Source organism: Bradyrhizobium sp. USDA 376 (assembly GCF_054063675.1).
Map to the genome: position 1 here is coordinate 5683057 of NZ_JBSSGN010000001.1, position 24661 is coordinate 5707717.

General features: G+C 65.6%; 20 protein-coding genes. 13 read left to right on the forward strand and 7 right to left on the reverse strand.

What is annotated here, in order from left to right:
- Complete coding sequence (locus tag ACVJ19_RS26175; RefSeq protein WP_453951981.1) at positions 1 to 171, forward strand: hypothetical protein; 171 nt, start codon at positions 1 to 3, stop codon at positions 169 to 171.
- Here ACVJ19_RS26175 and ACVJ19_RS26180 read toward each other — a convergent pair.
- Complete coding sequence (locus ACVJ19_RS26180; RefSeq protein ID WP_453951982.1) at positions 168 to 3368, reverse strand: efflux RND transporter permease subunit; 3201 nt, start codon at positions 3366 to 3368, stop codon at positions 168 to 170. The two genes, ACVJ19_RS26175 and ACVJ19_RS26180, sit on opposite strands and share 4 nt — an antisense overlap.
- Before the next feature lie 166 nt (positions 3369 to 3534).
- A complete protein-coding gene (locus ACVJ19_RS26185; protein WP_453951983.1) occupies positions 3535 to 4776 on the reverse strand; it encodes an efflux RND transporter periplasmic adaptor subunit in 1242 nt (413 codons plus the stop codon).
- A 200-nt stretch (positions 4777 to 4976) separates the two neighbouring features.
- Here ACVJ19_RS26185 and ACVJ19_RS26190 point away from each other — a divergent pair, with 200 nt between their 5' ends.
- Positions 4977 to 5582 (forward strand): TetR/AcrR family transcriptional regulator, encoded by a 606-nt coding sequence (locus ACVJ19_RS26190; RefSeq protein WP_453951985.1) that lies wholly within the window; start codon positions 4977 to 4979, stop codon positions 5580 to 5582.
- Here ACVJ19_RS26190 and ACVJ19_RS26195 read toward each other — a convergent pair whose 3' ends face one another.
- From ACVJ19_RS26195 to ACVJ19_RS26210, 4 genes are all read right to left on the reverse strand, one after another.
- Positions 5583 to 7079, reverse strand: a complete 1497-nt coding sequence (locus ACVJ19_RS26195) for an amidase (protein ID WP_453951986.1) — start codon at positions 7077 to 7079, stop codon at positions 5583 to 5585.
- Positions 7080 to 7348: 269 nt separating this feature from the next.
- On the reverse strand, positions 7349 to 8716 hold the full coding sequence (locus ACVJ19_RS26200; RefSeq protein ID WP_453951987.1) for an MFS transporter: 1368 nt from the start codon (positions 8714 to 8716) through the stop codon (positions 7349 to 7351).
- 74 nt (positions 8717 to 8790) lie between these two features.
- On the reverse strand, positions 8791 to 10320 hold the full coding sequence (locus tag ACVJ19_RS26205; protein WP_453951988.1) for an aldehyde dehydrogenase: 1530 nt from the start codon (positions 10318 to 10320) through the stop codon (positions 8791 to 8793).
- Positions 10317 to 10967: a GntR family transcriptional regulator gene (locus tag ACVJ19_RS26210; protein WP_453955211.1), complete on the reverse strand. Its 651-nt coding sequence runs from the start codon at positions 10965 to 10967 to the stop codon at positions 10317 to 10319. Before ACVJ19_RS26210 ends, ACVJ19_RS26205 begins: the two co-directional genes overlap by 4 nt.
- A gap of 143 nt (positions 10968 to 11110) precedes the next feature.
- Between ACVJ19_RS26210 and ACVJ19_RS26215 the strand changes: the two genes are divergently transcribed.
- The 5 genes from ACVJ19_RS26215 to rnz all read left to right on the forward strand — a co-directional run bounded on the left by ACVJ19_RS26215 (position 11111) and on the right by rnz (position 16872).
- Positions 11111 to 11884 (forward strand): alpha/beta fold hydrolase, encoded by a 774-nt coding sequence (locus ACVJ19_RS26215; RefSeq protein WP_453951989.1) that lies wholly within the window; start codon positions 11111 to 11113, stop codon positions 11882 to 11884.
- 407 nt (positions 11885 to 12291) lie between these two features.
- On the forward strand, positions 12292 to 13509 hold the full coding sequence (locus ACVJ19_RS26220; RefSeq protein ID WP_453951990.1) for a multidrug effflux MFS transporter: 1218 nt from the start codon (positions 12292 to 12294) through the stop codon (positions 13507 to 13509).
- Between the two features lie 15 nt (positions 13510 to 13524).
- Positions 13525 to 14922: a guanine deaminase gene (gene guaD, locus ACVJ19_RS26225; RefSeq protein ID WP_453951991.1), complete on the forward strand. Its 1398-nt coding sequence runs from the start codon at positions 13525 to 13527 to the stop codon at positions 14920 to 14922.
- A gap of 11 nt (positions 14923 to 14933) precedes the next feature.
- Positions 14934 to 15917: an antibiotic biosynthesis monooxygenase gene (locus ACVJ19_RS26230; RefSeq protein ID WP_453951992.1), complete on the forward strand. Its 984-nt coding sequence runs from the start codon at positions 14934 to 14936 to the stop codon at positions 15915 to 15917.
- Between the two features lie 52 nt (positions 15918 to 15969).
- Positions 15970 to 16872 carry a ribonuclease Z gene (gene rnz, locus ACVJ19_RS26235; RefSeq protein ID WP_453951993.1) on the forward strand — a complete coding sequence of 301 codons (903 nt, stop codon included), beginning with the start codon at positions 15970 to 15972 and terminating at the stop codon, positions 16870 to 16872.
- A gap of 112 nt (positions 16873 to 16984) precedes the next feature.
- On the opposite strand, the gene ACVJ19_RS26240 is transcribed toward rnz, so the two are convergent.
- On the reverse strand, positions 16985 to 17818 hold the full coding sequence (locus ACVJ19_RS26240; protein WP_453951994.1) for an IclR family transcriptional regulator: 834 nt from the start codon (positions 17816 to 17818) through the stop codon (positions 16985 to 16987).
- 120 nt (positions 17819 to 17938) lie between these two features.
- Here ACVJ19_RS26240 and ACVJ19_RS26245 point away from each other — a divergent pair, with 120 nt between their 5' ends.
- The 6 genes from ACVJ19_RS26245 to ACVJ19_RS26270 are packed head-to-tail and all read left to right on the forward strand — an operon-like array spanning position 17939 to position 24646.
- Positions 17939 to 18862: a dihydrodipicolinate synthase family protein gene (locus ACVJ19_RS26245; protein ID WP_453951995.1), complete on the forward strand. Its 924-nt coding sequence runs from the start codon at positions 17939 to 17941 to the stop codon at positions 18860 to 18862.
- Between the two features lie 27 nt (positions 18863 to 18889).
- A complete protein-coding gene (locus ACVJ19_RS26250; protein WP_453951996.1) occupies positions 18890 to 20329 on the forward strand; it encodes an FAD-binding oxidoreductase in 1440 nt (479 codons plus the stop codon).
- Positions 20330 to 20331: 2 nt separating this feature from the next.
- Positions 20332 to 21438 (forward strand): four-carbon acid sugar kinase family protein, encoded by a 1107-nt coding sequence (locus ACVJ19_RS26255; protein ID WP_453951998.1) that lies wholly within the window; start codon positions 20332 to 20334, stop codon positions 21436 to 21438.
- Complete coding sequence (gene pdxA / locus ACVJ19_RS26260; protein WP_453951999.1) at positions 21435 to 22472, forward strand: 4-hydroxythreonine-4-phosphate dehydrogenase PdxA; 1038 nt, start codon at positions 21435 to 21437, stop codon at positions 22470 to 22472. The genes ACVJ19_RS26255 and pdxA overlap by 4 nt, the downstream gene beginning before the upstream one ends.
- Positions 22473 to 22485: 13 nt before the next feature.
- Positions 22486 to 23616 (forward strand): iron-containing alcohol dehydrogenase, encoded by a 1131-nt coding sequence (locus tag ACVJ19_RS26265; RefSeq protein ID WP_453952000.1) that lies wholly within the window; start codon positions 22486 to 22488, stop codon positions 23614 to 23616.
- A gap of 58 nt (positions 23617 to 23674) precedes the next feature.
- A complete protein-coding gene (locus ACVJ19_RS26270; protein WP_453952001.1) occupies positions 23675 to 24646 on the forward strand; it encodes a Bug family tripartite tricarboxylate transporter substrate binding protein in 972 nt (323 codons plus the stop codon).
- Positions 24647 to 24661: the final 15 nt, after the last annotated feature.

Consider the following 24661-nt stretch of genomic DNA (forward strand, 5'->3'; position numbering starts at 1 on the left):
TTGTCGACGCCGGCCGTCAGGATCGGCGTCCATGCAACAGGCCGCAGCGGGCTGCCGGCGCTGTTCGCCGGCTCCGCGCTAGGGGGGATCGCCTTTCACCGCGTCAACGAGACGGTCTTTCGCAAGACCGTGCTCGTTCTGTTGCTGATCTCGGGGATTTCCCTGATTTAGTGACCGGTCTCGTGGCTCACGCCCTGGACCGGCGCCGCGCTGATGTCGCTGCCGTGATGCACCAGCGGCTTGTTGCCGGTGACGGTCCGCAGCAGCACATAGAACACCGGCGTCAGGAACAGGCCGAACACGGTGACGCCGATCATGCCGGAGAACACCGCAACGCCCATCGCCCGCCGCATCTCCGAGCCGGCGCCGGTCGAGAGCACCAGCGGCAGCACGCCCATGATGAACGCCATCGACGTCATCAGGATCGGACGCAACCGCAGCCGGCTCGCTTCGATCGCCGCGCGGAACGGCGTGCGGCCTGCGAATTCGAGCTCGCGCGCGAATTCGACGATCAGGATCGCGTTCTTGGCGGACAGGCCGACGAGAACGATGAGTCCGATCTGGGTGAAGACGTTGTTGTCGCCCTTGGTGATCCAGACGCCGAACATGGCAGCGAGCAGGCCCATCGGCACGATCATGATGATCGAGAGCGGCAGGGTCAGGCTCTCATAGAGCGCGGCCAGCACCAGGAACACCAGCAGGATCGCCAGCGGGAACACCCAGATGCCGGAATTGCCGGCGATGAACTCCTGATAGGTCAGGTCGGTCCATTCGAAGGCAAAGCCCGGCGGCAGCACCTCCGCCGCGATCCGCGTCGCCACCTCCTGCGCCTGTCCCGAGGAGAAGCCGGGCGCAGCCGCCGCGTTGATGTCGGACGACAGGAAGCCGTTGTAGCGGATCGCGCGCTCGGGCCCCGCGCTCTGGCGGATCTTGAGCAGCGCCGACAGCGGCACCATGTCACCCGAGGAGGAGCGCACCTTCAGCTGCCTGATGTCGTCGGCGCGCGCGCGGAACGGCGCGTCGGCCTGAACACGGACTGAGTAGGTGCGGCCAAACTTGTTGAAGTCGTTGACGTAGTAGGACCCGAGGTAAATCTGCAGCGTGTTGAACACTTCCGTCACGGGCACGCCCAGCTGCAGCGCCTTGGTGCGGTCGATGTCGGCGAACAGCTGGGGCACGTTGACCTGGAAGCTCGAGAACACGCCGGCGATCTCCGGCGCCTTCTGCATCGCCGCCATGAACGCCTTGGTCGCCTCGTTCAGCGCGTCATAGCCCAGGCCCGCCCGATCCTCGATCTGCAGCTTGAAGCCACCGATGGTGCCGAGGCCGTTGACCGGCGGCGGCGGGAACATGGCGATGAAGGCCTCCTGGATGCCGGCGTATTTCTTGTTCAGCTCGGCCGCGATGGCATTGCCGCTCAGTTCCGGACCCTTGCGCTCGTCGAACGGTTTCAGCGTCGAGAACACGATGCCGGCATTGGAGGAGTTGGTGAAGCCGGAGATCGACAGGCCCGGGAAGGCAACCGAGCTCTCGACACCGGGCTGGGTCAGAGCGACGTCGCTCATCTTGCGGATCACCTCTTCGGTGCGGTCGAGCGTTGCGCCGTCGGGCAGGCGCGCGAAGCCGACCAGATATTGCTTGTCCTGGCCCGGCACGAAACCGCTCGGCACCTGCTGGAACAGCAGGGCGGTGAGGCCGACGAGCACCACATAGAGCCCCATCACCGCGGCCTTGCCCGAGATCACCTTGGTGACGGTGCCGCTGTAACTCTGCGAGGAGTAGGTGAACGCCCGGTTGAAGCGGCGGAAGAACCAGCCAAGGCTCTTCTCCATGATGATCGTGAGCTTGTCCTTCGGCTCGTTGTGCCCCTTGAGCAACAAGGCAGATAGCGCCGGCGACAGCGTCAGCGAGTTGACGGCCGAGATCACGGTCGAGATCGCGATGGTCAGCGCGAACTGCTTGTAGAACTGCCCGGTGAGGCCGGAGATGAAGGCGAGCGGCACGAACACGGCGATCAGCACCATCGCGATGGCGATGATCGGACCGGAGACCTCGCGCATCGCCTGATAGGTGGCATCGCGCGGCGACAGCCCGGCTTCGATGTTGCGCTCGACGTTCTCGACCACGACGATGGCGTCGTCGACGACGATGCCGATCGCGAGCACGAGGCCGAACAGGCTGAGCGCGTTGATGGAGAAGCCGAACACGTGCATCACCGCAAAGGTGCCGACGATCGAGACCGGCACCGCGAGCAGCGGGATGATCGAGGCGCGCCAGGTCTGCAGGAACAGGATCACCACCAGCACCACCAGCGCGATCGCTTCAAGCAGCGTATGGATCACGGCCTCGATCGAGGAGCGCACGAACTGGGTGGGGTCGTAGACGATCTGGTAGGACACGCCCTCCGGCATGTTCTTCTTGATCTCGTTCATGGTGGCGCGGACGTTGTCGGAGATCTGCAGCGCATTGGAGCCGGGCGCCTGGAAGATCGGGATCGCCACCGCCTGCTTGTTGTCGAGCAGCGAGCGCAGGCCGTATTCGGACGCCCCGAGCTCGATGCGCGCGAGGTCGCGCAAGCGGACGACTTCGCCGCGGGTGCCGGTCTTGACCACGATGTCGCCGAACTGTTCTTCGTTGGCGAGCCGGCCCTCAGCATTGACCGAGAGCTGGAGATCGATACCCCTAACGTTCGGGGAGGATCCGACCACGCCGGCGGCGGCCTCGACGTTCTGCGCCTGGATCGCCTTGACGATGTCGCTTGCAGTGAGCCCATGCTCCGCCGCCTTCTGCGGATCGACCCAGACGCGCATCGAATAGTCGCCGGCGCCATAGAGCTGGACGTCGCCGACACCATCGATCCGCGCGAGGCGGTCCTTGACGTTGAGCACCGCGTAGTTGCGCAAATACGTCATGTCGTAGCGGCCGTTCGGCGACAGCAGATGCACGACCATGGTGAGGTCGGGCGAGGACTTCTTGGTGATGATGCCGAGCTGGCGCACCACGGCCGGCAGGCGCGGCTCGGCCTGTTGCACGCGGTTCTGCACCAGCTGCGTCGCCTTGTCAGGATCGGTGCCGAGGCGGAACGTCACCGTCAGCGTCATCGCGCCGTCGGTGGTGGCTTGGCTCGACATGTACAGCATGTTCTCGACGCCGTTGATCTGCTCCTCGATCGGCGTTGCCACCGTCTCCGCGATCACCTTGGGGTTTGCGCCGGGATAGGTCGCGCGCACCACGACGGAGGGCGGCACGACATCGGGATATTCCGAGATCGGCATCGCGAACAGCGAGATCAGGCCGGCCAGGAAGATCAGGACCGACAGCACGCCGGCGAAAATCGGACGATCGATGAAGAACTTTGAGAGATTCATGGCTTTGCCCCTGGGCAATATCCTGCGTGTCTCCGCCAACTCCCCCCGTCATTCCGGGGCGCGCGCTAAGCGCGCGAACCCGGAATCTGGAGGTGAGGTGGTCGGAGTTTCCAAACTGCTGGATTCCGGGTTCGCGCTATGCGCGCCCCGGAATGACGTAACTAGACTAGCGTTGCACCACGTCCTGGTTGCTGTGGTTCGAGGCCTGTTGTCCACGCGCGCCCATCGCCGCGACCTCGGTCTTGAGGAGGGCGCCGGGGCGCACGCGCTGCAGGCCGTTGACCACGATGCGATCGCCGGGCTTCAGGCCGGTAGTGACGATGCGAAGACCATCGACGGCGCCGCCGAGCGTGATCGGCCGGTAGACCGCGCGGCTGTCGTCGCCGACCGCCATCACGAACTTCTTGTCTTGATCGGTGCCGATCGCGCGCTCGTCGATCATCACCAATGTCTGCTGCTTCGGCTGTCCCATGCGCACGCGGGCGAACTGGCCGGGGATGAGACGTCCGTCCTCGTTCCCAAACACGGCGCGGACACGGATCGTCCCGCTCTGGCCGTTGACCTGGTTGTCGATGAGCTGGATGTGGCCCTTCGCCGAGAGTCCGCCTGACGTCGCCATCTCCACCGGGATCTGGTCGAGCTTGCCGCGCTGGCCCGATGCATCTGCGATCGAGTTCAGCGCGCGCAGCACGACCTCTTCATCGGCATCGAAGGAGGCATAGATCGGATTGACCGAGACCAGCGTGGTCAGCACGGGGGAGGCGGTGCCGGCGGCGACGAGATTGCCGACGGTGATCTCGATCTTGCCGACGCGGCCGTCCACCGGCGCGCGCACCTCGGTGTAGTCGAGATTGAGCTTTGCGGTCTGGAGCGTCGCTTCGGCGGCTTTCACATTGGCGATCGCCTCGCGATTGGCGTTGTCGCGCTGGTCGTAGTCACGCCGGGTGACCACGGCATTGCCGACCAGCTGCGCACCGCGCTCGAGCTCGCTCTGGGTGAAGACGACGCGCGCTTTCGCAGCTTCGAGCTGGGCGGCGGCCTTGTCGACCTCGGCCGCATAAGGCGCTGGGTCGATCTTGAACAGCAGGTCGCCGGCCTTCACCAGCGCGCCTTCGGTGAAGTTGGTCGACAGGATCGCGCCGGCCACGCGCGGACGAAGCTCGACGCGTTGGATCGCCTCGAGCCGGCCGGAGAAGTCATCCCACAGCACGGTCTGCTTTGGCTCGATCAGCGCGACCGTCACGGGGACGGCCTGTTCAGCCGCGGCCGCCGTTGCGGTCGCCTGGGCGGCATGGAAGTAGTGGCCGGTCGCGATCGAGCCGGCTACGGCGAGGGCGCCCACGATGGCGACGCCGCCGAGAAGGCGGCGGATACGGCCGGCGCGGGAGGTATTTTGGGAGGGGGGCATTTGCGCGCTCCAGATATGTAGTGTTCACTACAGATGTGGAGCTGGATATCGCAGCGCAAGATACTTATGTACCGTTCGCTAAGAAAATTGTAGCCGCTTACCGCAAGAATGGGAAGGCGAAAGAGAAAATAAAGCGAGAACAATTAGATAGCATCGGGCGTTGATTGGGGCGAAGCGCCGATTGTGAGGAGACTGAAGACATGGGCATGGGACGCCCCCGCGAATTCGATGCCGATGTGGCGTTGGACCAGGCGATGGAAGTGTTTTGGCGCCATGGCTATGAGGGCGCCACGATTGCCCAGCTCACCGAGGCCATGGGCATCAACCCGCCGAGCCTCTATGCCTGCTTCGGCAATAAGGAAGGCCTGCTGAAGGCCGCGCTCGATCGTTACACCAAGCTGCGCGGCGCCTGGATGGACGAGGTGGTTGCTGCCCCAACCGCCCGCGACGTCGCCGAGCGGATGCTGATGGGCATCGCCGACAAGCAGACCGATCCCGCCAATCCGCCCGGCTGCCTGCTCGTGCAGGGCGGCATCGCCTGCGGCACCGGCTCCGAGAACGTCCCCTTCGAGCTCGCCGCCCGGAGAGCCCAGAACGAGGACCAGCTCCGCGACCGTTTCATTCGGGCCAAGGCCGAAGGTGATCTCAAGCCGACGTCGGATCCCGCCGCGCTCGCGCGCTATGTCTCGGCGGTGTCCGTCGGCATGGGCGTGATGGCGTCGTCAGGCGCGGACCGCGAAGCGCTGCGACAGGTGGCTGATGTCGCCGTGCAGGCGGTCGAGGCTCAGTCGGCGGACAGAACGTAGCTATTTCGCAGATTGCATTGCAGCCAGTGCCGGCGGTGGCACGAAGCCGCCGAACTCGCGCTCGATCAGTCCGGCCAGTGCAATCGTCGTGCGGTCCTCGAGATAAGGCCCGATGATCTGGACGCCGATCGGCAAGCCTGACGCCGTGCGCTCGATCGGCACGGCGGTCGCAGGCAGTCCGCAGGTCGAAGCGGGGTCGGCCCAGATGAAGCATGCATCGGAGTAGTTGTGGGGCTTGCCATCGATGTCCAGCTGCCGCGCATCGAACGGTTCGGAGTGATCATGCGGAAAGGCCGGCACGGCGGCGGCCGGGTAGATCGCCGCGTCGAACTCGCGGAAGAACTGCTGCCACCGTTGCTGAAGTTGCAAGCGGGCCGCGTCGGCCGCGAGCCAGTCACGATGGATCATGCCCCAGCCGCGGGCACGCTCGGCCTGCAAGCTGCGATCGTCGGGCGCGAGCGCTGCAGCATGTCCTTGCGCCTCTGCGAGTGCGGCCGGTGTCAGGCGCGGACTTCGCGCGGCGTTGAGCAGCCTCATGTAGAGCCGCGCGGACTCGGCGAGATCGGGCAGCGATGCGCTCGCGCGCGCGACTTGCGCCCCCGATCGTTCGAGTCGTTCGGCCAATCGTCTGATGGCGGAACGCACAGCGTCACCCGTCGGCATCAGCGGGTGAGTATCGATCACGAGGATCCTGAAATCCCTGAGCTGCTCATGCCGCGGGGCCGGCAGCGCAAGGCGATAGCCGATCCCGTCGCGCGTTTCGTCGGGGCCGGCGATCACGTCGAGCGACAAGGCAAGGTCCGGGGCGGTGCGCGCCATCGGCCCGACGACGGCGAGATCCCCTTGGCCAGGCACGGGCGGCGCCGGCGGCAAACTATATCCACGCAGCGGGAGGAGGCCGAGACTCGGCTTGTGTCCGAACACGCCGCAGAAATGCGAGGGCACCCGGATCGACCCGCCGATATCCGAGCCGATCGAGAGCGGACCGAACCCTGCGGCCAGCGCCGCTCCCGATCCGCCCGAGGAGCCGCCGGGCGAGCGGCCGAGATCCCACGGATTGTTCGTCGTCCCGTGGATCTCGTTGTAGCTCTGAAAATCCCGTAAGCCGATCGGGATGTTGGTCTTGCCGATGATGATGGCGCCGGCCGCCTTCAATCGCGAGACGACGAGGGCATCTTCGGCCGGTTGAAAATCCCTGAAATGCGGAAAGCCCCATGTCGTCGGCAGGCCGGCAACGTTGAACGGTTCCTTCAAGGTCACGGGAATGCCGAGCAACGGCAGCCGCTCGCCGCGGCCAAGCGCGGCATCGGCGGCGCGCGCGGCCTCTCTGGCGCGGTCGAAATCGCGAACGATGATCGCGTTGATCGGCCCGTCCAGCGCTTCGATGCGGGCGATGGTATGCGCGAGCAGCTCGGACGCAGATATTTTGCGCGCGTGCAGGGCGCCAAGGAGTGCGCCGATCGAGCCATAGTTCAGGTAAGCTGCGTCTGCGGTCATCACGCGCTCCATTGTATCCCGGCCGAGACCTTGTAGCCCGGATGGAGCGTAGCGCAATCCGGGACATGTCCCGACGCGGATGCAGAACCCGGATTACGCTATCGCTTCATCCGGGCAAGCTCGCCTGCGGCTCATCCTTCGAGACGCCCGCCTGCGGCGGGCCCTCAGGATGAGGTCGCGTTTTGCGGCAGGATATCAGACCCTCATGGTGAGGAGCCCGCCAAAGCGGGCGTCTCGAACCATGCAGGCCGTGCTCGTCCAGCAGCCTCTCAGGAGGCTTCCTTCAGCACCGGCGAAGCCGTTTCCTCCGCCTTCAGCTCCTCGAGACTGCGATGCCGCGGCTCGATGCCGAGGGCCCAGACCGTGATGATCTGCACCACCAGCAGTCCAATCATCAGCGCCATCACGCCGGCGACGCCGCGCGACTCGAACAGCGAGACCACGAGGAACGGCGTGACGATGGTGGCGCCGCGCCCCAGCGTGTTGACGATGCCGGAAGCGCGCAGACGGACCTCGGTCGGAAACAGCTCGGGGATGTAGATGCCGAACAGAAGGGCGACCAGCACGTAGATCGGCACGGTCAGCGCGAAGCCCACGGCCGGCAGCAGGATCGGGTCCGAGATCATGGGGTAGAGGATGCCGAGCACCACCGCGATCAGCGATGCGCCAATGATGGTCGGCTTGCGGCCCCAGCGGTCCGCGGTCAAGGCACCGATGGCCGAGCCGATCGGCGCACCGAGCGCCATCAGCAGCGAATAGCCGAACGAGGTTGCGATCGAGAGGCCCTGCTTGACGAAGAACACGGGCAGCCAGGTCACGAAGCCGTAGAGCAGGGTGTTGATCGTGATCAGGCAGACGGCGCCGACGATCATCCGCGACAGCAAGGGGGCGGTGAACAGCGTGCCGAGATCGGGCGCGACCGGGGCGGGTGTGGTGGGTGCCGGGGGCGGCAAGGGGTGGCCCTGCGCCGCCTCCTTCTCGATCGCTTGCATCAGCGCTTCCGCTTCCGCGGTGCGACCCACGGCCTCCAGCCAGCGCGGCGATTCCGGCAGCGATTTGCGCATGTACCACACGACGAGCGCGCCGACGCCGCCGAGCACGAACATCGAGCGCCAGCCGAATTGCGGCACCAGCACGGATGCGACCAGCAGCGCCGCGGGCAGGCCGGTTACGACGCACACGGCCGTGAAGCCGAGCCATTTGCCGCGGGTGCGCGCGGGCACGAACTCGGTCATCGTCGAATAGCCGACGACGTTTTCTGCGCCAAGGCCGACGCCCATCACGAAGCGGCAGGCGATCAGGAAAGCCATGTTCGGCGAGAACGCGGCGGCGAGGGAGGCGATGCCGAAAAGCAGCAAATTGAATTGATACGTGAAGCGGCGTCCGTAGCGGTCGCCGAGGAAGCCGGTGCCGAACGATCCCAGCATCATGCCGACGAAGGTCGCCGAGATGAAGGCCGCGTTCTGGGCGAGGGTCGAAAAGCCGGTCTTCAGCGTCACGCTGAGCACGGTCCCGGCGATATAGATGTCGAAACCGTCGAAGAACATGCCGATGCCGATCAGCAGCATGATGCGGCGATGGAATGGCCCGATCGGAAGCCGATCCAGACGGCCGCCTGCGTTCACCGATGTCGACATTGACGCTCTCCCTTGACTGTTATCCCCGTTGATGCGGCTCGCCTTCTGTGGGCGGTCAGCCGCTTGCAGTTTTGCTAGTTCAGTCGCTTCTGATTGGCCGTGTCGCGGTACCAGTCGAATGGCTGCTCGTGGGTCGCGACCATCACGCTCTTGGTGTTGAAATGGTCGTTGAAGCTCTCGGTGCCGCATTCGCGGCCGATGCCGGAATCGTCGACGCCGCCCCAGGGGGAGGCCGGGTCGAGCCGGTGATGATCGTTGATCCAGACGATGCCGGCCTTGACGGAGGCGGCGACACGGTGGGCGCGCGCGACGTCGCGGGTGCGGATCGCGGCCGCGAGGCCGAACGGCGAGTCGTTGGCAAGCCGAAGCGCATCGGCCTCGTCGTTGAACGGCGTCACCGAAGTGAACGGCCCGAACACCTCCTCCTGGAAGATCCGCATGTCGGATCTGACGTCGGCGAACACCGTCGGCTCGACGAAATAGCCGTTGTCGTGGCCCGGCACCTTCGCGGCAACGCCGCCGGTAACGAGACGCGCGCCGTCCGCGTGACCGTAGCCGGCGTAGGTGAGAACGCGGTCGCGCTGCTTGGCGGAGATCACGGGCCCCATCTGGGTGCTGGGATCGAAGGGATCGCCGACGCGGATCGTGCGGGTCTTGGCCTGCAGCTTCTCGACGAATTCGTCATAGATCGAGGCCTGGACCAGATGGCGCGAGGCGCAGACGCAGGTCTGACCTGCGCCGATGAAGGCGCCGAACGCGGCGTAATTGACGGCGCGGTCGACGTCGAAATCGTCGAACACCATCACAGGCGTCTTGCCGCCGAGCTCCATGGTCTGATGCGCGAACACCTTTGCGGCCGCGCTGCCGGCGATGCGGCCGGCCTCGGTGCCGCCGGTCAGGACCAGCTTGTTGATGTCGCCGTGTTCGGCCAGCATCTTGCCCGCGCTCTGGCCGAGGCCGAGGACGATATTGAAGACGCCGGGCGGCAGGCCCGCTTCGGTGAAGATCTGCGCGAGCTTCAAGGTGGTCAGCGGCGTGTATTCGGACGGCTTGACCACGGTGACGCAGCCGGTCGCCAGCACCACGGCAAGCGACTTGCACAGGATCATCAGCGGATGGTTGAACGGGGTGCAATTGGCGACGATGCCGATCGGGGTGCGGAGCGTGTAGTTCAGATACGCGCCTTCGACCGGAATCACGGAGTCGCGGCGCGACAGCGCGACGCCGGCAAAGTAGCGGAAGAAATCGGGCAGGCGGGAGAGCTGGGCGCGGGTCTCGTTGACCGGGCGGCCGTTGTTGAGGGTCTCCAGCCGGTACAGGCTGTCGAGATTGGCCTCGAACGCATCGGCGAGCCTGTTGACCAGCCGGGCTCGCGCACGCGTGTCCATGCCGCCCCAGGCCCTGCCTTCGAACGCGGCGCGCGCGCTTTTCATGGCGCGGTCGATGTCTTCGGCGGTCGAATTGGGAATGCGGGCGATCACGTCGCCGGTCGCGGGATTGCGGATATCAAGCATCGCGCCGTTGCCGGCTTCGACTTCACGGCCATCGACGAAATTGCCGTGGACTTCGACGTCGATCGACGCGGGTTTTGACGGGATGTTCATGACGACCTCTCTTCCACGATGACGGCGTTGCGCTTGAGCGCCGGCAGGACGCGTTTTTCGGTGGCCCCGATATGGGCCTTGATGATGCGCGCGGCGGTTCGCGTCTCGCGCCGCTGCATGGCATCGATCAGGGCGACGTGCTCAGCCACGAGTTTTGCCGGATCGTGGCCCTTCAGATTGGAAATGCTGACCCGGACCAGCCGGTCGGCCTGTCCGATCAGGTCGCACAACGCCGTCGCCATACGGCGATTGCCGGAGGCATGGGCGAGCGCGCTGTGAAAGGCGCGATTGTAGGCGATGAAATCCTCGTGGTTGCCGGAGAAGCGGCGGAATTCGTCGAGCGACTTCAAGACGCTGTCGGGCGCGCTCTCGATGGCTTCGGCGACACAGGCCGGCTCCAGCGCAAGACGGAAGCGCAGCAGGTCGCGGGCGTCCGAGAGCGAGATCGGCGTGACCCGGTAGCCCTGGCGCGGCTGCACCGTGACGAGGTGCTCGCGCTGCAGCCGCAGCAGCGCATCCCGAACCGGCTGCCGGCTCACGTCATAGCGTTCGGCCAGGTCCTGCTCGCGCATTTCATCGCCTGGAGCGAAGCGACAAGCTAAAATATCAGATCTGAGACGATCATAGATATTCTCGCGCAAAAGCATCATAGTTCTGGTCTCCCTGGCGCTAATATCTCAGTCGTGATATTTTACGTCAAGAGCCAAATGCTTGAATTCCCTGACAGTTGATTTATCAGTCGGGGCCTTCGGGGCACGCGAACGAGCGATGAAGTGAGGGAAGACCGGACATGGACAGGCTTCTTGCCAACGGGACCGTCAACGCCGCGCAATCGGGCGACGGACCGCCGCTGTTTCTGTTCCACTCGCTGTTGTCGGATCGGGCCAGCTTCGATGCGATCGTGCCCGCGCTTCAGGGATCGTTTCAGGTCATCGTGCCGGAGTTGCCGGGGTTCGGCCGCTCACGCGCAGTGGAGGGCGGACTTGTCGCTGTCGCGGACCGGATGGCGGAGGCTGTGCGGGATGGCGCTGGCGGTGCGCCGGCGATCGTGCTCGGCAACGGCTATGGTGGCTTCGTCGCCTTGCAGATGGCGATCCGGCATCCGGCGATCGTCAGCAAGCTCATTCTCGCCGATAGCGGCGCAGCATTCTCCGAGCCCGGCCGCGAGGCGTTTCGCAACATGGCTAAGGCCTCGCGGGAAAAGGGGCTGCAGGCCATCACCGACGTCGCGATGCGCCGCCTGTTCGCACCCGAGTTTCAGGAGCGGCACCCCGAGTTGATGCGGGACCGTCGTGAGGCGTTTCTGCGGACGGATCCCGACGTGTTTCGCGCCGCGTGCGATGCGTTAGCCGGCCTTGATCTCCGCGCTGAACTTGCCGCGGTGAAGGTTCCGGTGCTCGTTCTGGTCGGAGAGCACGACGAGGCGACGCCTCCGCCGATGTCGCATGAGCTGGCCGCCGCATTGCCGCGGGCCGCACTCAAGATCATTCCGGGTTGCGCGCACGTGCCGCAGCTTCAGTCGCCGCGGCAGTTCCTCGCAGCTCTCGAGGGCTTCCTGCTTTGATCGCTGCTTGGCGCCTCGTGCCAAAGCGCAGCGCCTTGCGTTCGAAGCAGCGATGGCTTTCGAAGAGTTAATGGGAGCGGCTCGGCGGCGAACACTCAACCGGCCATCGTGCCATCCGGCGTCTGTTTTGCCCGACGTGTCAAACGCCAGTGCTCGCCGGGCTCGCGCCATGCCGCGCGAAATTCCTCAATGATTTGTACTGTGCACGGGGTTGTTTTCGCGTTTTTTGTTTGAAGGTTCCCGGGGCGGAACGTCAGCCATCAACGTCCGTACCGAGAGGGCCACCCCTAAGAGTTTTTACACACAGTTCTGGCACGTTCCGCGCGTCCATAGCCGCAACCTGCGTCGTCGCCTCTCATTGCGCGCACGAAAAGACAGGGCCCGCGGGCATCGAGGGGGCGTGAGCCATGACAGCACTTGCTTCGGACGCCGGCCGCGCCAAGGGTGGGATCGTGCCGATCCTGTTGTGCGTCGTGCCATTCAGCCAGATTCCGCTCGACGCCTATACGCCCGGCCTGCCGCAGATGGTGGTGGATCTCGCCGCCGATCCCGCCTCGATGCAGAACACCGTCACCGCCTATATGCTCGGCATGAGTCTGGCGCTGGTGCCGGTCGGCATCGCCTCCGATACGCTCGGTCGCCGCAACGTCCTGCTCGCGGGACTGTCGGTGCTGATCGCGATGAGCATCGCCTGCGCGCTCGCCACCAGCGCCTCGCTGCTGCTGGGCTTGCGCTTCCTGCAAGGCATCGGCGGCTGCACCTGTCTCGTCGTCGCCTATGCGGTCGCCGCCGATTGTTTTCGCGGCCGCGAGCTCACCGCGATCTCCGGCCTGCTTGGTGCTGCGTGGGGGCTTGCACCCGTGCTTGCGCCTGCGGCCGGCGGCTTCATCGTCGAGCTGACCTCGTGGCGTGGCGTCTTCGTCGTCATCGCCATCGCGGCGGCGATCGTTGCCACGATCGTCGTGTTCCTTCTGCCCGAAACATTGCCGGCCGAGCGGCGCGCGCCGTTCGATCCGCGCCGCACCGCCGGCATCTTGCGCGATGCACTGGTGCGTCCGGGCTTCCTGGCTTTCGTGCTGGTGTTTGCCGCAGCCGCGAGCGCGCAACTGGCGTTCGGCGTCGTCGCGCCGTTCTTCTACCAGACCGGTCTCGGCTATTCGGCGGCCATCTACGGCCTCGTTGCGCTCGGCCTCGGCGGCGTCAATCTCGCCGGCGAGCTCGGCTGCGCGCATTTCGCGCGCTTCATGCCGGCCCGCGTGATGGGCTTCGGTGCCTTCGCGCTGTTTCTCGCCGGCTCGGTGGTCCTGACCGTAACAGGCATGACCCTCGGCCTCGATTTCATGTCGATCACGATCGGCGGCGCGCTGGTGCTCGGCGGCTGCGGCGTGCTGTGCCCGATGATGTACGGCATGGCGCTCGGCCTGTTCGAGTGCGACCACGGTCTGATCGGCGGCCTCATCAGCGCGCTCTGCTATCTCGCCGTCAGCGGCGCCATGGCGATCGCGGCGGTGCTGCCGGAGGCAACGCAAGCGCCGATCGGATGGCTTTATCTCGGCCTCTGCGCCGTCGCGGGCACGCTGCTTGCGATCTCGCTGCCCTCGGCGCGGCAGGCCACACAGACTTAAGGAAGGAACCAGACCATGGCCACTGTTGGTATTCGCGGCACGTTCTTCGACTTCGTCGACGACCCCTGGAAGCATGTCGGCAACGAGCAGGCCGCAGCCCGCTTTCATCAGGACGGCCTCATGGTCGTCACGGACGGCGTCATCAAGGCGTTCGGCCCTTATGACAAGATCGCCGCCGCGCATCCGGGCGTGGAGATCACCCACATCAAGGACCGCATCATCGTCCCCGGCTTCATCGACGGCCACATCCATCTGCCGCAGACCCGCGTGCTCGGTGCCTATGGCGAGCAGCTGCTGCCGTGGCTGCAGAAGTGGGTCTATCCGGAAGAGCTCAAATACCGGGATCGCAACTACGCGCGCGAGGGCGTGAAGCGTTTCCTCGACGCGTTGCTCGCCGGCGGCACAACCACCTGCCAGGCCTTCACGAGCTCCTCGCCGGTCTCGACCGAAGAGCTGTTCGAGGAAGCGAGCAGGCGCAACATGCGCGTCATCGCGGGCCTCACCGGGATCGATCGCAACGCGCCGGCCGATTTCATCGATACCCCGGAGAATTTCTATCGCGACAGCAAGCGGCTGATCGCGCAGTACCACAACAAGGGCCGCAATCTCTACGCCATCACGCCGCGCTTCGCCTTCGGTGCTTCGCCGGAATTGCTAAAGGCGTGCCAGCGCCTCAAGCACGAGCATCCGGATTGCTGGGTCAACACCCACATCTCCGAGAACCCCGCCGAATGCAGCGGTGTGCTGGTCGAGCATCCCGACTGCCAGGACTATCTCGGCGTCTACGAGAAGTTCGACCTGGTGGGGCCAAAGTTCTCCGGCGGCCACGGCGTCTACCTCTCCAACAACGAGTTCCGCCGCATGTCGAAGAAGGGCGCGGCGGTGGTGTTCTGCCCGTGCTCGAACCTGTTCCTCGGCAGCGGCCTCTTCCGGCTCGGCCGCGCCACCGATCCCGAGCACCGCGTGAAGATGTCGTTCGGCACCGATGTCGGCGGCGGCAACCGCTTCTCGATGATCTCCGTGCTCGACGACGCCTACAAGGTCGGCATGTGCAACAACACGCTGCTCGACGGCAGCATCGATCCGGCGCGCAAGGACCTTGCGGAAGCCGAGCGCAACAAGCTCTCGCCCTATCGCGGCTTCTGGTCGATCACGCTCGGCGGCGCCGAAGGCCTCTACATCGACGACAAGCTCGGCAATTTCGAGCCCGGCAAGGAGGCTGACTTCGTCGCGCTCGATCCGAACGGCGGGCAGATCGCGCAAGCCTGGCATCAGTCGCTGATCGCCGACGGCGCCGGTCCGCGCACGATGGACGAAGTCGCGAGCATGCTGTTCGCCGTCATGATGGTCGGCGACGACCGCTGCGTCGACGAGACCTGGGTGATGGGCAAGCGTCTCTACAAGAAGAGCTGAAGCGATCGCTCATGAGCGCATCTCCTGACACAGCCGGCCAGCCGGTCGCCCTCGTCATCCAGCGCCGCATCGCGGACGACGGCTTTGCCGCGTTCGCACGTTGGAACGGTGAGGTCGGCGAGGTGCTCAAGACCTGGCCTGGCTTCCTCAGCCAGGAGGTGGTGCCGCCGCAGCCGCCCGCGCATGTGGATTGGGTGACGATCCTGCGCTTTGCGAGCCCGGCCGCAGCACGAGCCTGGCTTCAGAGCGAGGTGCGGGCGAAGCTGATCGCGGACGTGCAACGCTTCTTTGTCGGCTCGGAGGACGTTCACATCCTGCCCGACACCGGCGTTCAGCGCGACAACGCGGTGTCTGCCGTCATCTCCTTCAAGGTCCCCGACGGGCTCGAGGACGCGTTCCTGAAATGGCAGCAACGTATCCAGGCCGCCGAAGCCGAGTTCAAGGGGTTTTTGCGCCACAAGATCGAGCGGCCGATTCCCGGCCTGCATGACGAGTGGATCATCATCCTGTCGTTCGACAGCGATGCCAATCTCAATGCCTGGCTCGACTCGCCGTTGCGGCAGACCCTTCTCAAGGAGGGCGCGCGCTTCAACGCCGGCATGAACGTGAAGCGGGCGAGCTACGGCTTCAATTTCTGGTTTCCAGCCGGCAAGACCCAGGCTCCGGAGCAGGGGCCAGGCTTCATTTGGAAGAGCAACCTCATCGTCCTGCTGGTGCTCTATCCCGTGGTCTATCTCTGGGGTTATTTCATCAGCCATCCGCTGATCGACAGCCACGGCGTGCCGGTCTGGCTGTCGCTCTTCGTTGGTAATCTCGTCAGCACCCAGCTGCTTGGCTGGTGGCTCGTGCCGGCCGCCTTCAGGGCGCTGGACTGGTGGGTGACGCCGAAGGCGGCGATCAGTCGCCAGATCGCCGGCTACGCGCTGCTTGCCGTGCTCTATGCCGCCTCGATGGGCCTGTACGCGCTGCTGCTCGCGTGGCATTGGGGACGGTGAGACCGTCCACCGTGTTGTCGTGGAGAAGGGCGGTCGCTGGACATCGACGACTATGTTCGCCCTGACATTTCTTGGCACCTCGGCCAGCGTTCCCTCGGCGGAACGCAATCATCCGGCCCTCCTGGTGGAGGCCGCGGGCCAGCGCATTCTGGTCGATTGCGGTGAGGGCACGCAACGCCAGCTGCTGCGCAGCGGCGCTGGCTTTCGGCGACTCGACCGCATCCTGCTGACGCACGCGCATCTCGATCACGTGCTCGGCATCCCCGGCCTGTTCTCGACGCTGGGCTTGCGGCAAACCTCCGACGTCATGACCATTCACGGCGGGGAAGGCACGCTCGACATCGTCATCCGCATGCTCGCAGGCCTGTGGGGCGCGGGCAGGGCGCCGATCCCGGTGGAATTCGCAGCCCTCACCGAAGGGCAGGTCATCGACGCCGGCGACTTCACCATCGACTGCTTTCCGGTCCGCCACCGCGACACCAACAGTTTTGGCTTTGTCTTCAAAAGCCCTGCTCGCCGCCATCTTCAGTCCGATCGCCTCGCTACGCTCGGTGTCCCCGACGGTCCCTTGCGCGGCGAGCTGGCCGCCGGCCGGCCAATCGTCATCGATGGCCGCACGGTCGATCCGGAAGATGTGTTGGGGCCGCCGAGCGGCGGCAAAAAGCTCGTCGTGATCGGCGACACCGAGACGACGGATGGACTCTCCAAACATGTCGCCGATGCCGACATGCTGGTGATCGAGGCAACGTTCCTCGATCGCGACGCGCCGACCGCGCGGAATTACGGCCATCTCACCGCGGCAGAGGCGGCATCCTTTGCAGCCGCCAATAACGTCGGCCAGCTCGTGCTGACCCATATGTCAGGACGCTACGAAGACGAGGAGATCCTGACTGAAGCGGCAAGGATCTTTCCGAACAGCCGGATCGCCGCCGACTTCGACCATGTGGTCATCTAGAGCATGATCCGGAAAAGTGCGCAGCGGTTTTCCGAAAGATCATGCTCAAACAATAACCTAAAGCGCGATGGCGATTCATCGCAATCTCATCGCGCTTTCGCCGCGACCGTGCTCAACTCGACAATCCCGACTTGATCGCGAGATCCTGCGCCTGCTTCGTCACCTGCACCAGACGCGGCAGCGCCTGGTCGCGAAAGGCCGGCATGTCCATCCGCATCGCATCGACGGTGACGCTCAATGCGGCGATCACAAGGCCTTGGGCATCGAAGATCGGCGTCGCCAGCGTGCGCAGGCCATAGGCGTTCTCGCCGTCGGAGACGGCGTGGCCTTTCTTCTTCACCTGATCGAGCCGGGCGAGCAGGGCATCGAGGTCGGTGAGCGTGCGCTCCGACAGCTTCACGCGGGGGCGCAGCTCAAGCCGCGCGATCTGCTCGTCGCGCGCCAGATGCGCCATCATGACGTGGCCGAGCGCAGCGCTGTAGGCCGGGATGCGCGTGCCCGGGCGGCGATCCATCTTGTGGCGATCGAGGCCGGCACCGACGCGCGCAAGATAGACCACGTCGCCGCCGTCGAGGATGCCGAGCGAAGCGGCATCGCCCACTGCAGGCACGAGCTCGCGCAGCAGCGGCTCGACGATGGTCCGCAAGGATCCGTGCGACAGCACGGTGTAGCCGAGTTCGAGGCAGGCGATGCCGAGGCGGAACCGGCGGCTCTGCGGAACCGCCTGGAGGTATCCGAGCTCGATCAGGGTCTGGATCAGCCGGAACGCGGTCCCGCGATCGAGATCGGCCCGTGCGGCAATCTCACTCAGGGTGAGCTCGAAGGCCTCGCTGGTGAAACTTTTGAGCACGGCAAACGCCTTGCCGACGGAAGCGACGTAATTCTTTGGATTTTTCGGTGTCGCTTCAGGTTTGCGCTTTGCGGCCTTGCTATCAATCTTGGCCATGCCCGAATGCCCCGCCATGACAGCTGCCCTTGACGCGGCGGCAGCCTGATCTTACCAACGGGGCAGATCATAACAAATGTTCGCATTCCGAACAACATCGATTTGACGATCGGAGGAAGTTTGTCGACATCATCGCTGCACCCTCATGGTGTGTTCTCCGCCGCGTTGACGCCCCTCGACGCCGAGCTCGCCCCCGATCACGCGCGCTTCGTCGCGCATTGCCGTTACTTGCTGGACGAAGGCTGCGACGGCATCGCGCTGCTGGGGACCACCGGCGAGGCGAATTCCTTCTCCGCGGCCGAGCGGATGGCCCTGCTCGAGGCGGTGGTGGCCGCGGGCATCGCGCCGCAGCGGCTTCTCCCCGGAACGGGCGTCGCCGCGCTTACCGAGACCATTGCGCTGACGCGTCACGCGCTCTCGGTCGGTGTCGACACCGTGGTGATGTTGCCGCCGTTCTACTACAAGGGCGTCAGCGACGACGGCATCTACGCGTCCTACAGCGAAGTCGTGCAGCGCATCGGCGATGCCCGGCTCAAGGTCGTGCTCTATCACATCCCGCAGATGTCGGCGCAGCCGATCTCGCATGCGCTGATCGAGCGGCTGCGCAAGGCCTATCCGGCGACTTTCACCGGCATCAAGGATTCCTCCGGCGACTTCGCCAACATGACCGCGATGGTCGAGCGCTTCCCGGGCTTCTCGGTTCTCGTCGGGGCAGATCCGCTGCTCCTGCCGCTGCTGCGCAAGGGCGGAGCGGGGTGCATCACCGCGACATCCAATCTCGTTGCGCGCGACCTTGCCTATGTCTACAAGCATTTTCGCGACAGCGACGATGACGCGGTGCTCAAGGCGGCACAGGCGCGCATCGTGAAAGCGCGCGAGCTGGTCTCGCGCTTCCCGCAGATGCCCTCGCTGAAGGCGATCGTCGCCGAGCGCACCGGCCATGCCGGATGGCAGCGCCTGCGGCCGCCACTGGAGTCGCTGCCGCCGGCTCAAGCGAAAGAGCTGCTTGCGGATGCTGCAGCATTCGCTGCCGCGGCCGTCTAGACCTGGACCGGGCGACGAGGCGAACCGATGTCCGATTCTTTCCAGGATGCGTTGGCCGGGCTCGCCGCGATCGTCGGCGACAAGCACGTCATCGCGTCCGGCCCCGACCAGGAGCCCTATGTGGTGGACTGGCGCGGGCGCTATCACGGACGTGCGGTCGCGGTGGTAAAGCCGGGCTCGACCGCCGAGGTCGCCGCTGTCGTGAAATTCTGCGCCGCTAGGCGGCTCGCAATCGTGCCGCAGGGCGGCAACACCGGCATGTGCGGGGCGGCGACGCCCGACGATCACGCGGGTAATGTCGTGATCCGGCTCGATCGCATGCGCACTGTGCGTGACGTCAGCCCGCTCGCCAACACCATCACGGTGGAGGCCGGCTGCATCCTTGCCGAGGTGCAGAAGGCGGCGCGCGACGTCGATCGCTACTTTCCCTTGAGCCTCGGCGCCGAGGGCTCCTGCCAGATCGGCGGCAACATCTCGACCAATGCCGGCGGCACTGCCGTGCTGCGCTACGGTCCGACGCGCGATCTCGTGCTCGGGCTGGAGGTCGTGCTCCCCGATGGCCGTGTCTTCAACGGCCTGCGTGCGCTGCGCAAGGACAACACGGGCTACGCGCTCAAGCAGCTCTTCATCGGCGCGGAGGGCACACTCGGCATCGTCACAGCGGCGGTGCTGAAACTGTTCGCGCCGCCGCGCAGCTCGGCCCTGGCGCTGTTGAAGCTGCAAGGCGTGGAGCAGGCGCTCGAGATCATGCAGCGCCTGCGCGGCGCAGTCGGCGACCGGCTCGGCAGCCTCGAGATCATGTCGCGCTCGCAGATCGAGGCGATCGCCGCGACGGTGCCGCATGTCACCATTCCCTTCGAGCTGACGACGCCATGGTATCTGATCGTCGAGCTGACCGACACGCTCGCAGGCGTTGACCTCAACGAGCCACTGGCTGCCGTCCTCGCGGATGCCATGGAAGCGGGGCTCGCTGAAGACGCCATATTGGCTTCCAATCTGGCACAGGCAAAAGCCATCTGGGCTGTCAGGCACAGCGTGTCCGAAGGCAACAAGCGCAGCGGCTATGTAGTCTCGCATGACAGCGTGGTGCCGCTGGAGCGTCAGGCGGTCTTCGTCAACAATGTCGAGGCGCGGATCAAGTCGGCGGTCCCGCATGCGAACGTCGTGATGCACGGCCATATCGGCGACGGCAACATCCACGTCGTGGCTCTGATCGACCGGGGGCATTGCCAGGACCCGGATGCGACGGCGCGGCTCGTGGCTGATATCAACGAGATCGTCGATGACGAGACCGCGGCGCAAGGCGGGGCGATCAGTGCCGAGCACGGCATCGGCATCACCAATCGCGGCAGGCTTGCCCGCGTTGCCGATCCGCTCGATATCGAGCTGATGCGCGACATCAAGCAATTGCTCGATCCGAATGGGTTGATGAATCCCGGCAAGATTTTTGCCGCGGGAGCGAGATGACGATGACGAACGTCCGGCTGCTTGCTGACGATCTGACCGGTGCGCTCGACACCGCGGCGGAGTTCGTCGGCTTGTGCGGACCGTTCGACGTCACCTGGCCGGAAGCTCCGGCGGCGCATGGCTCGCGGAGCCTTGCGATCGACAGCGGTACCCGCGAGCGCTCGAAGGCTGAGAGCGTCGAGATCGTCGGGCGGCTGGCGCCGCAGCTTGAGGGGGCGACGATCGCCTACAAGAAGGTCGACAGCCTCCTGCGTGGGGCGTGGGCGGCCGAGCTCGGCGCCTGCCTGCACGGCGGCCATTGGGCATCCTGCGTGGTCGCGCCCGCGTTCGACTATCAGGGGCGCCGCACCGCAGGCGGCCAGCAATTCGCACGCACGGTGCAAGGCGAGTGGCATCGGGTCGGCGACAATCTGGTGGATCAGTTGAGGCAAGACGGCATCGAGGCGCGGCAGGGTAGCTCCGATACGCTGTCGCAGGGCGGTGTTCAGGTGTTCGATGCCGAGAGCGACTTCGACCTGGACCGCGTCGTCGAGATGGGGCGGCGCATGCCGGGGCCTGTGCTGTGGTGCGGAAGCGGCGGATTGGCCGGCGCGCTTGCGCGTAGTCACCGTGCCGATGCGCCGAGCCAATTGAAGTTGCCGGTGCTGGGGCTGTTCGGCTCCGACCAGCCCGCCACCGCCTCGCAGCTGGCTGCGTGCGGCGAGGCGACGATTGCGCTTGCGGAAGGCGAGGGCGCGACGCGCGTCCAGCGCAAGCTCGGCGACGACGGTGTAGCCATGGTCAAATTCGCTCTCGCTGAGGGCCTGTCACGCACTGAAGCGGCGCGGCGGATTGCGCGCGAAATGGCGGCATTGATTGCGGCGCTCGATCCGCCCGGTACACTGATCGTCGCCGGCGGCGAGACCCTGAAAGCCGCATGTGTTGCCCTTGGCGCGCATGCGCTCCAGGTGACAGGACGCATCGTGCCGGGATTGCCGCGCTCGATCCTGCAAGGCGGGCGCTGGTCCGGCGTAGATGTCATCTCGAAATCCGGTGCATTCGGGCCCAGCGAGCTGTGGCGTGACCTGCTCCGGGACAATCATCTGCTCAAAATGGAGAGTCCGATATGACCTCTCGTCACCTTGCCATCACCATGGGCGATCCGGCCGGGATCGGGCCGGAGATCATCGTCAAGGCCTGTGTCGGGCTGAAGGACCGGATCGCGAAAGGCGATCTGCGCCTGCTCGTGATCGGCAGCGGCGCGGCGCTGGAAGGCGCGAAGGCCGCACTCGGCGTCGACGTCGCGATCCCGGAGGTGACGGCCGACGATCGCGAATGGCCAAACCTCTGTTACCTGCAAGCGGACGCCGAGGGTGATCCGATCAAGCCGGGCGTGCTCAGCGCCGATGGCGGCCGCTTTGCCTACAAGGCGATCGAACAGGGCGTGCGCCTGACGCAGGCCGGCCGCACCGCGGCGATCGTGACCGCGCCGCTCAACAAGGAAGCCCTCAACAAGGCCGGCTATCATTTCCCTGGCCATACCGAGATGCTGGCGCATCTCACCGGCGTGCGCGGCTCGGTGATGCTGCTGGCCCATGGCAACATGCGCGTCAGCCATGTCTCGACCCATGTTGCCTTGGAAGACGTGCCGAAGCGCCTGACGCCGGAGCGCCTGCGTATGGTGATCGATCTCACCAATGACGCATTGCGCCGGCTCGGCATTGCAAAGCCCAAGATCGCGATCGCCGCGCTCAATCCGCACGCGGGCGAGGGCGGCCTGTTCGGCCGCCAGGATATCGACGTATCTGCGCCGACGATCGCGAAAGCGGTCGCAGACGGCCTCGACGTCGTCGGCCCGGTGCCGGGCGACACCATCTTCGTCAAGCTGCGTGCCGGCCAGTTCGATGCCGCGGTCGCGATGTATCACGACCAGGGGCACATTCCCGTCAAGCTGCTCGGCTTCCAGGTCGATCCGGCGACCGGCCGCTGGCAGGAGCTCTCCGGTGTCAACATCACGCTGGGCCTTCCGATCATCCGCACCTCCGTCGATCACGGCACCGCCTTCGACATTGCCGGCAAGGGCATCGCCAACGAGCACAGCCTGATCGAGGCCATCGATTATGCCGAGCGGCTCGCTGCCGGCGCCTCCGCAGCCAAATCATGAGATCGAACGCACGATGACCAACGCCTTCACGCCCATCGAAATCCAACGCCCCACCATCCTGGAGTTCGGCAACGGCACGATCACCGCTGCGGCGCGCTTTGCCGAGCGGATCGGCGCCAGGCGGCCGCTGGTGATTTCCGATCCGTTCAATGCGCGCCGCGTCGACACGCTGGCGCTGCCGGGGGCCGTGAAGGTGTTCGGCGACGTCAAGCCCGAGCCGGACCTGCCCAATCTCGAGAAGGCGGTGGGAATGGCGAAGGAGGCCAAGCCCGATCTCGTCGTCGGCTTCGGTGGCGGCAGCGCCATGGATCTCGCCAAGCTGGTCGCGGTGATGTGCACCTCTGACGTGCCCTTTGCCGACATCGTCGGGCCGGAGAAGGTCGCCGGCCGCAGCGTCGCGCTGATGCAGATCCCGACCACGTCGGGCACGGGCAGCGAAGCCGGCACCCGCGCGCTGGTCACCGATCCCGTCAGCCAGAACAAGCAGGCGGTGCAGAGCCGCTTCATGCTCGCCGACATCGCCATCGTCGATCCGGACCTGACCATGACCGTGCCGAAGGAGGTCACTGCAGCGACCGGTGTCGACGCGCTGGCGCATTGTGTCGAGGCCTACACCAGCCGCAAGGCGCATCCGACGATCGACCTCTACGCGCTCGAAGGCGCGCGGCTGGTCGGACGCTATCTCAAGCGCGCGGTGGCCGACGGCAGCGACCGCGAGGCGCGCGCGGGCCTGTCCCTGGCCTCGCTCTATGGCGGCTATTGCCTCGGGCCGGTGAATACCACCGCGGGCCACGCGGTGGCCTATCCGCTCGGCACACGCCACCATGTCGCGCACGGTCTCGCCTGCGCGGTCATCTTCCCGCACACGCTCGCCTTCAACATGCCGGCGGTAGAAGAGAAGACAGTTGCGGTGCTGGGTGCGCTGGGGCTGCCCGAGCAACGCGATCAGAAATTCGCGTTCGACGCGACCTACAAGTTCTGCAACGAACTCGGCATCGAGATGCGGCTGTCCGCACTCGGCGTACCCAGGAACGATCTCGGCGTGATGGCGGATGAGGCTCACGCCATTCGCCGCCTGCTCGACAACAACCCGCGCGATTTGAGCCGGGATGCGATTCTGAACATGTACGAGGTCGCGTTCTAGCCATCTCGGCCGCGCGCGGCAGCCAATCAACAACACAGTGAAAACAGAGGAAACTTCGATGAGATCGATGTGGCTTGGTCTTGTGTCGGCAGTGCTGCTGGCGACGTCACCGGTGCAGGCGCAGGACGGCTATCCATCCAAGCAGGTGACGGTGATCGTTCCCTTCGCCGCCGGCGGCACCGCTGACATTTTTGCGCGCATGGTGTCGAACCATTTGCAGGTGAAGCTCGGCAAGCCCTTCGTGGTCGAGAATGTCGGCGGCGCCGGCTCGATCCTCGGCGTGACGCGGCTGGCGAAGTCGGCGCCTGACGGCATCACGCTCGGCCTTGCCAGCACCTCCGCGCTCGCGATCAACCCGTCGCTCTACGGCCCGAAGCTGAGCTATCAGCCGGACAAGGATCTGATCCCGGTTGCCCAGATCAGCGTCGTGCCCAACGTGCTCGTGGTCAATCCCAACAAGATCAAGGCGCGCACCGTGCCGGAGCTGATCGCCTACCTGAAGGCCAACCCGGACAAGGTCTCGTTCGGCTCTGCCGGCGTCGGGACCTCGCAGCATCTCGCCAGCGAGCTGTTTCAGCAGATGACCGGCACCAGGATGGTGCACGTGCCCTACAAGGGCTCGAGCCAGATGCTGACGGACCTGCTCAGCGGCCAGATCGATCTCGCCTTCGACAACGTGCCGCTGCTGCTGCCGCAGGTGAAGACCGGCCAGCTCGCGATGCTCGCGACCGCAACGCCCAAGCGCGCCGACTTCGATCCGCAGGTCCCCGCGGTCGCCGAATTCCTGCCGGGCTTCGAGGCCGTGGCCTGGCATGGCTTCTTCGTTCCGGCCGGCACGCCGAAGCCGATCGTCGAAAAGCTCTCGGCCGAGATCCGCGCCTTCATGCAGCAGCCGGAGACGGTGCAGAAGATGGCCGAGCTCGGCGCCGCCGCGGTTGCGGTGGATTCCGAGCCTTTCGCGGCCTACATCGCCTCCGAGACGGCGCGTTGGAAGAAGGTGATCGAGGCGGCGAACATCAAGCTGGAGTAGGGCGCATCGCTAATC

Bases quoted from the DNA above. Each gene is read 5' to 3' on its own strand.
- ACVJ19_RS26180 (WP_453951982.1), bottom strand. From the start codon at position 3,368: ATGAATCTCTCAAAGTTCTTCATCGATCGTCCGATTTTCGCCGGCGTG.
- ACVJ19_RS26185 (WP_453951983.1), bottom strand. From the start codon at position 4,776: ATGCCCCCCTCCCAAAATACCTCCCGCGCCGGCCGTATCCGCCGCCTT.
- ACVJ19_RS26190 (WP_453951985.1), top strand. From the start codon at position 4,977: ATGGGCATGGGACGCCCCCGCGAATTCGATGCCGATGTGGCGTTGGAC.
- ACVJ19_RS26195 (WP_453951986.1), bottom strand. From the start codon at position 7,079: ATGACCGCAGACGCAGCTTACCTGAACTATGGCTCGATCGGCGCACTC.
- ACVJ19_RS26200 (WP_453951987.1), bottom strand. From the start codon at position 8,716: ATGTCGACATCGGTGAACGCAGGCGGCCGTCTGGATCGGCTTCCGATC.
- ACVJ19_RS26205 (WP_453951988.1), bottom strand. From the start codon at position 10,320: ATGAACATCCCGTCAAAACCCGCGTCGATCGACGTCGAAGTCCACGGC.
- ACVJ19_RS26210 (WP_453955211.1), bottom strand. From the start codon at position 10,967: ATGCTTTTGCGCGAGAATATCTATGATCGTCTCAGATCTGATATTTTA.
- ACVJ19_RS26215 (WP_453951989.1), top strand. From the start codon at position 11,111: ATGGACAGGCTTCTTGCCAACGGGACCGTCAACGCCGCGCAATCGGGC.
- ACVJ19_RS26220 (WP_453951990.1), top strand. From the start codon at position 12,292: ATGACAGCACTTGCTTCGGACGCCGGCCGCGCCAAGGGTGGGATCGTG.
- guaD (WP_453951991.1), top strand. From the start codon at position 13,525: ATGGCCACTGTTGGTATTCGCGGCACGTTCTTCGACTTCGTCGACGAC.
- ACVJ19_RS26230 (WP_453951992.1), top strand. From the start codon at position 14,934: ATGAGCGCATCTCCTGACACAGCCGGCCAGCCGGTCGCCCTCGTCATC.
- rnz (WP_453951993.1), top strand. From the start codon at position 15,970: ATGTTCGCCCTGACATTTCTTGGCACCTCGGCCAGCGTTCCCTCGGCG.
- ACVJ19_RS26240 (WP_453951994.1), bottom strand. From the start codon at position 17,818: ATGGCCAAGATTGATAGCAAGGCCGCAAAGCGCAAACCTGAAGCGACA.
- ACVJ19_RS26250 (WP_453951996.1), top strand. From the start codon at position 18,890: ATGTCCGATTCTTTCCAGGATGCGTTGGCCGGGCTCGCCGCGATCGTC.
- ACVJ19_RS26255 (WP_453951998.1), top strand. From the start codon at position 20,332: ATGACGAACGTCCGGCTGCTTGCTGACGATCTGACCGGTGCGCTCGAC.
- pdxA (WP_453951999.1), top strand. From the start codon at position 21,435: ATGACCTCTCGTCACCTTGCCATCACCATGGGCGATCCGGCCGGGATC.
- ACVJ19_RS26265 (WP_453952000.1), top strand. From the start codon at position 22,486: ATGACCAACGCCTTCACGCCCATCGAAATCCAACGCCCCACCATCCTG.
- ACVJ19_RS26270 (WP_453952001.1), top strand. From the start codon at position 23,675: ATGAGATCGATGTGGCTTGGTCTTGTGTCGGCAGTGCTGCTGGCGACG.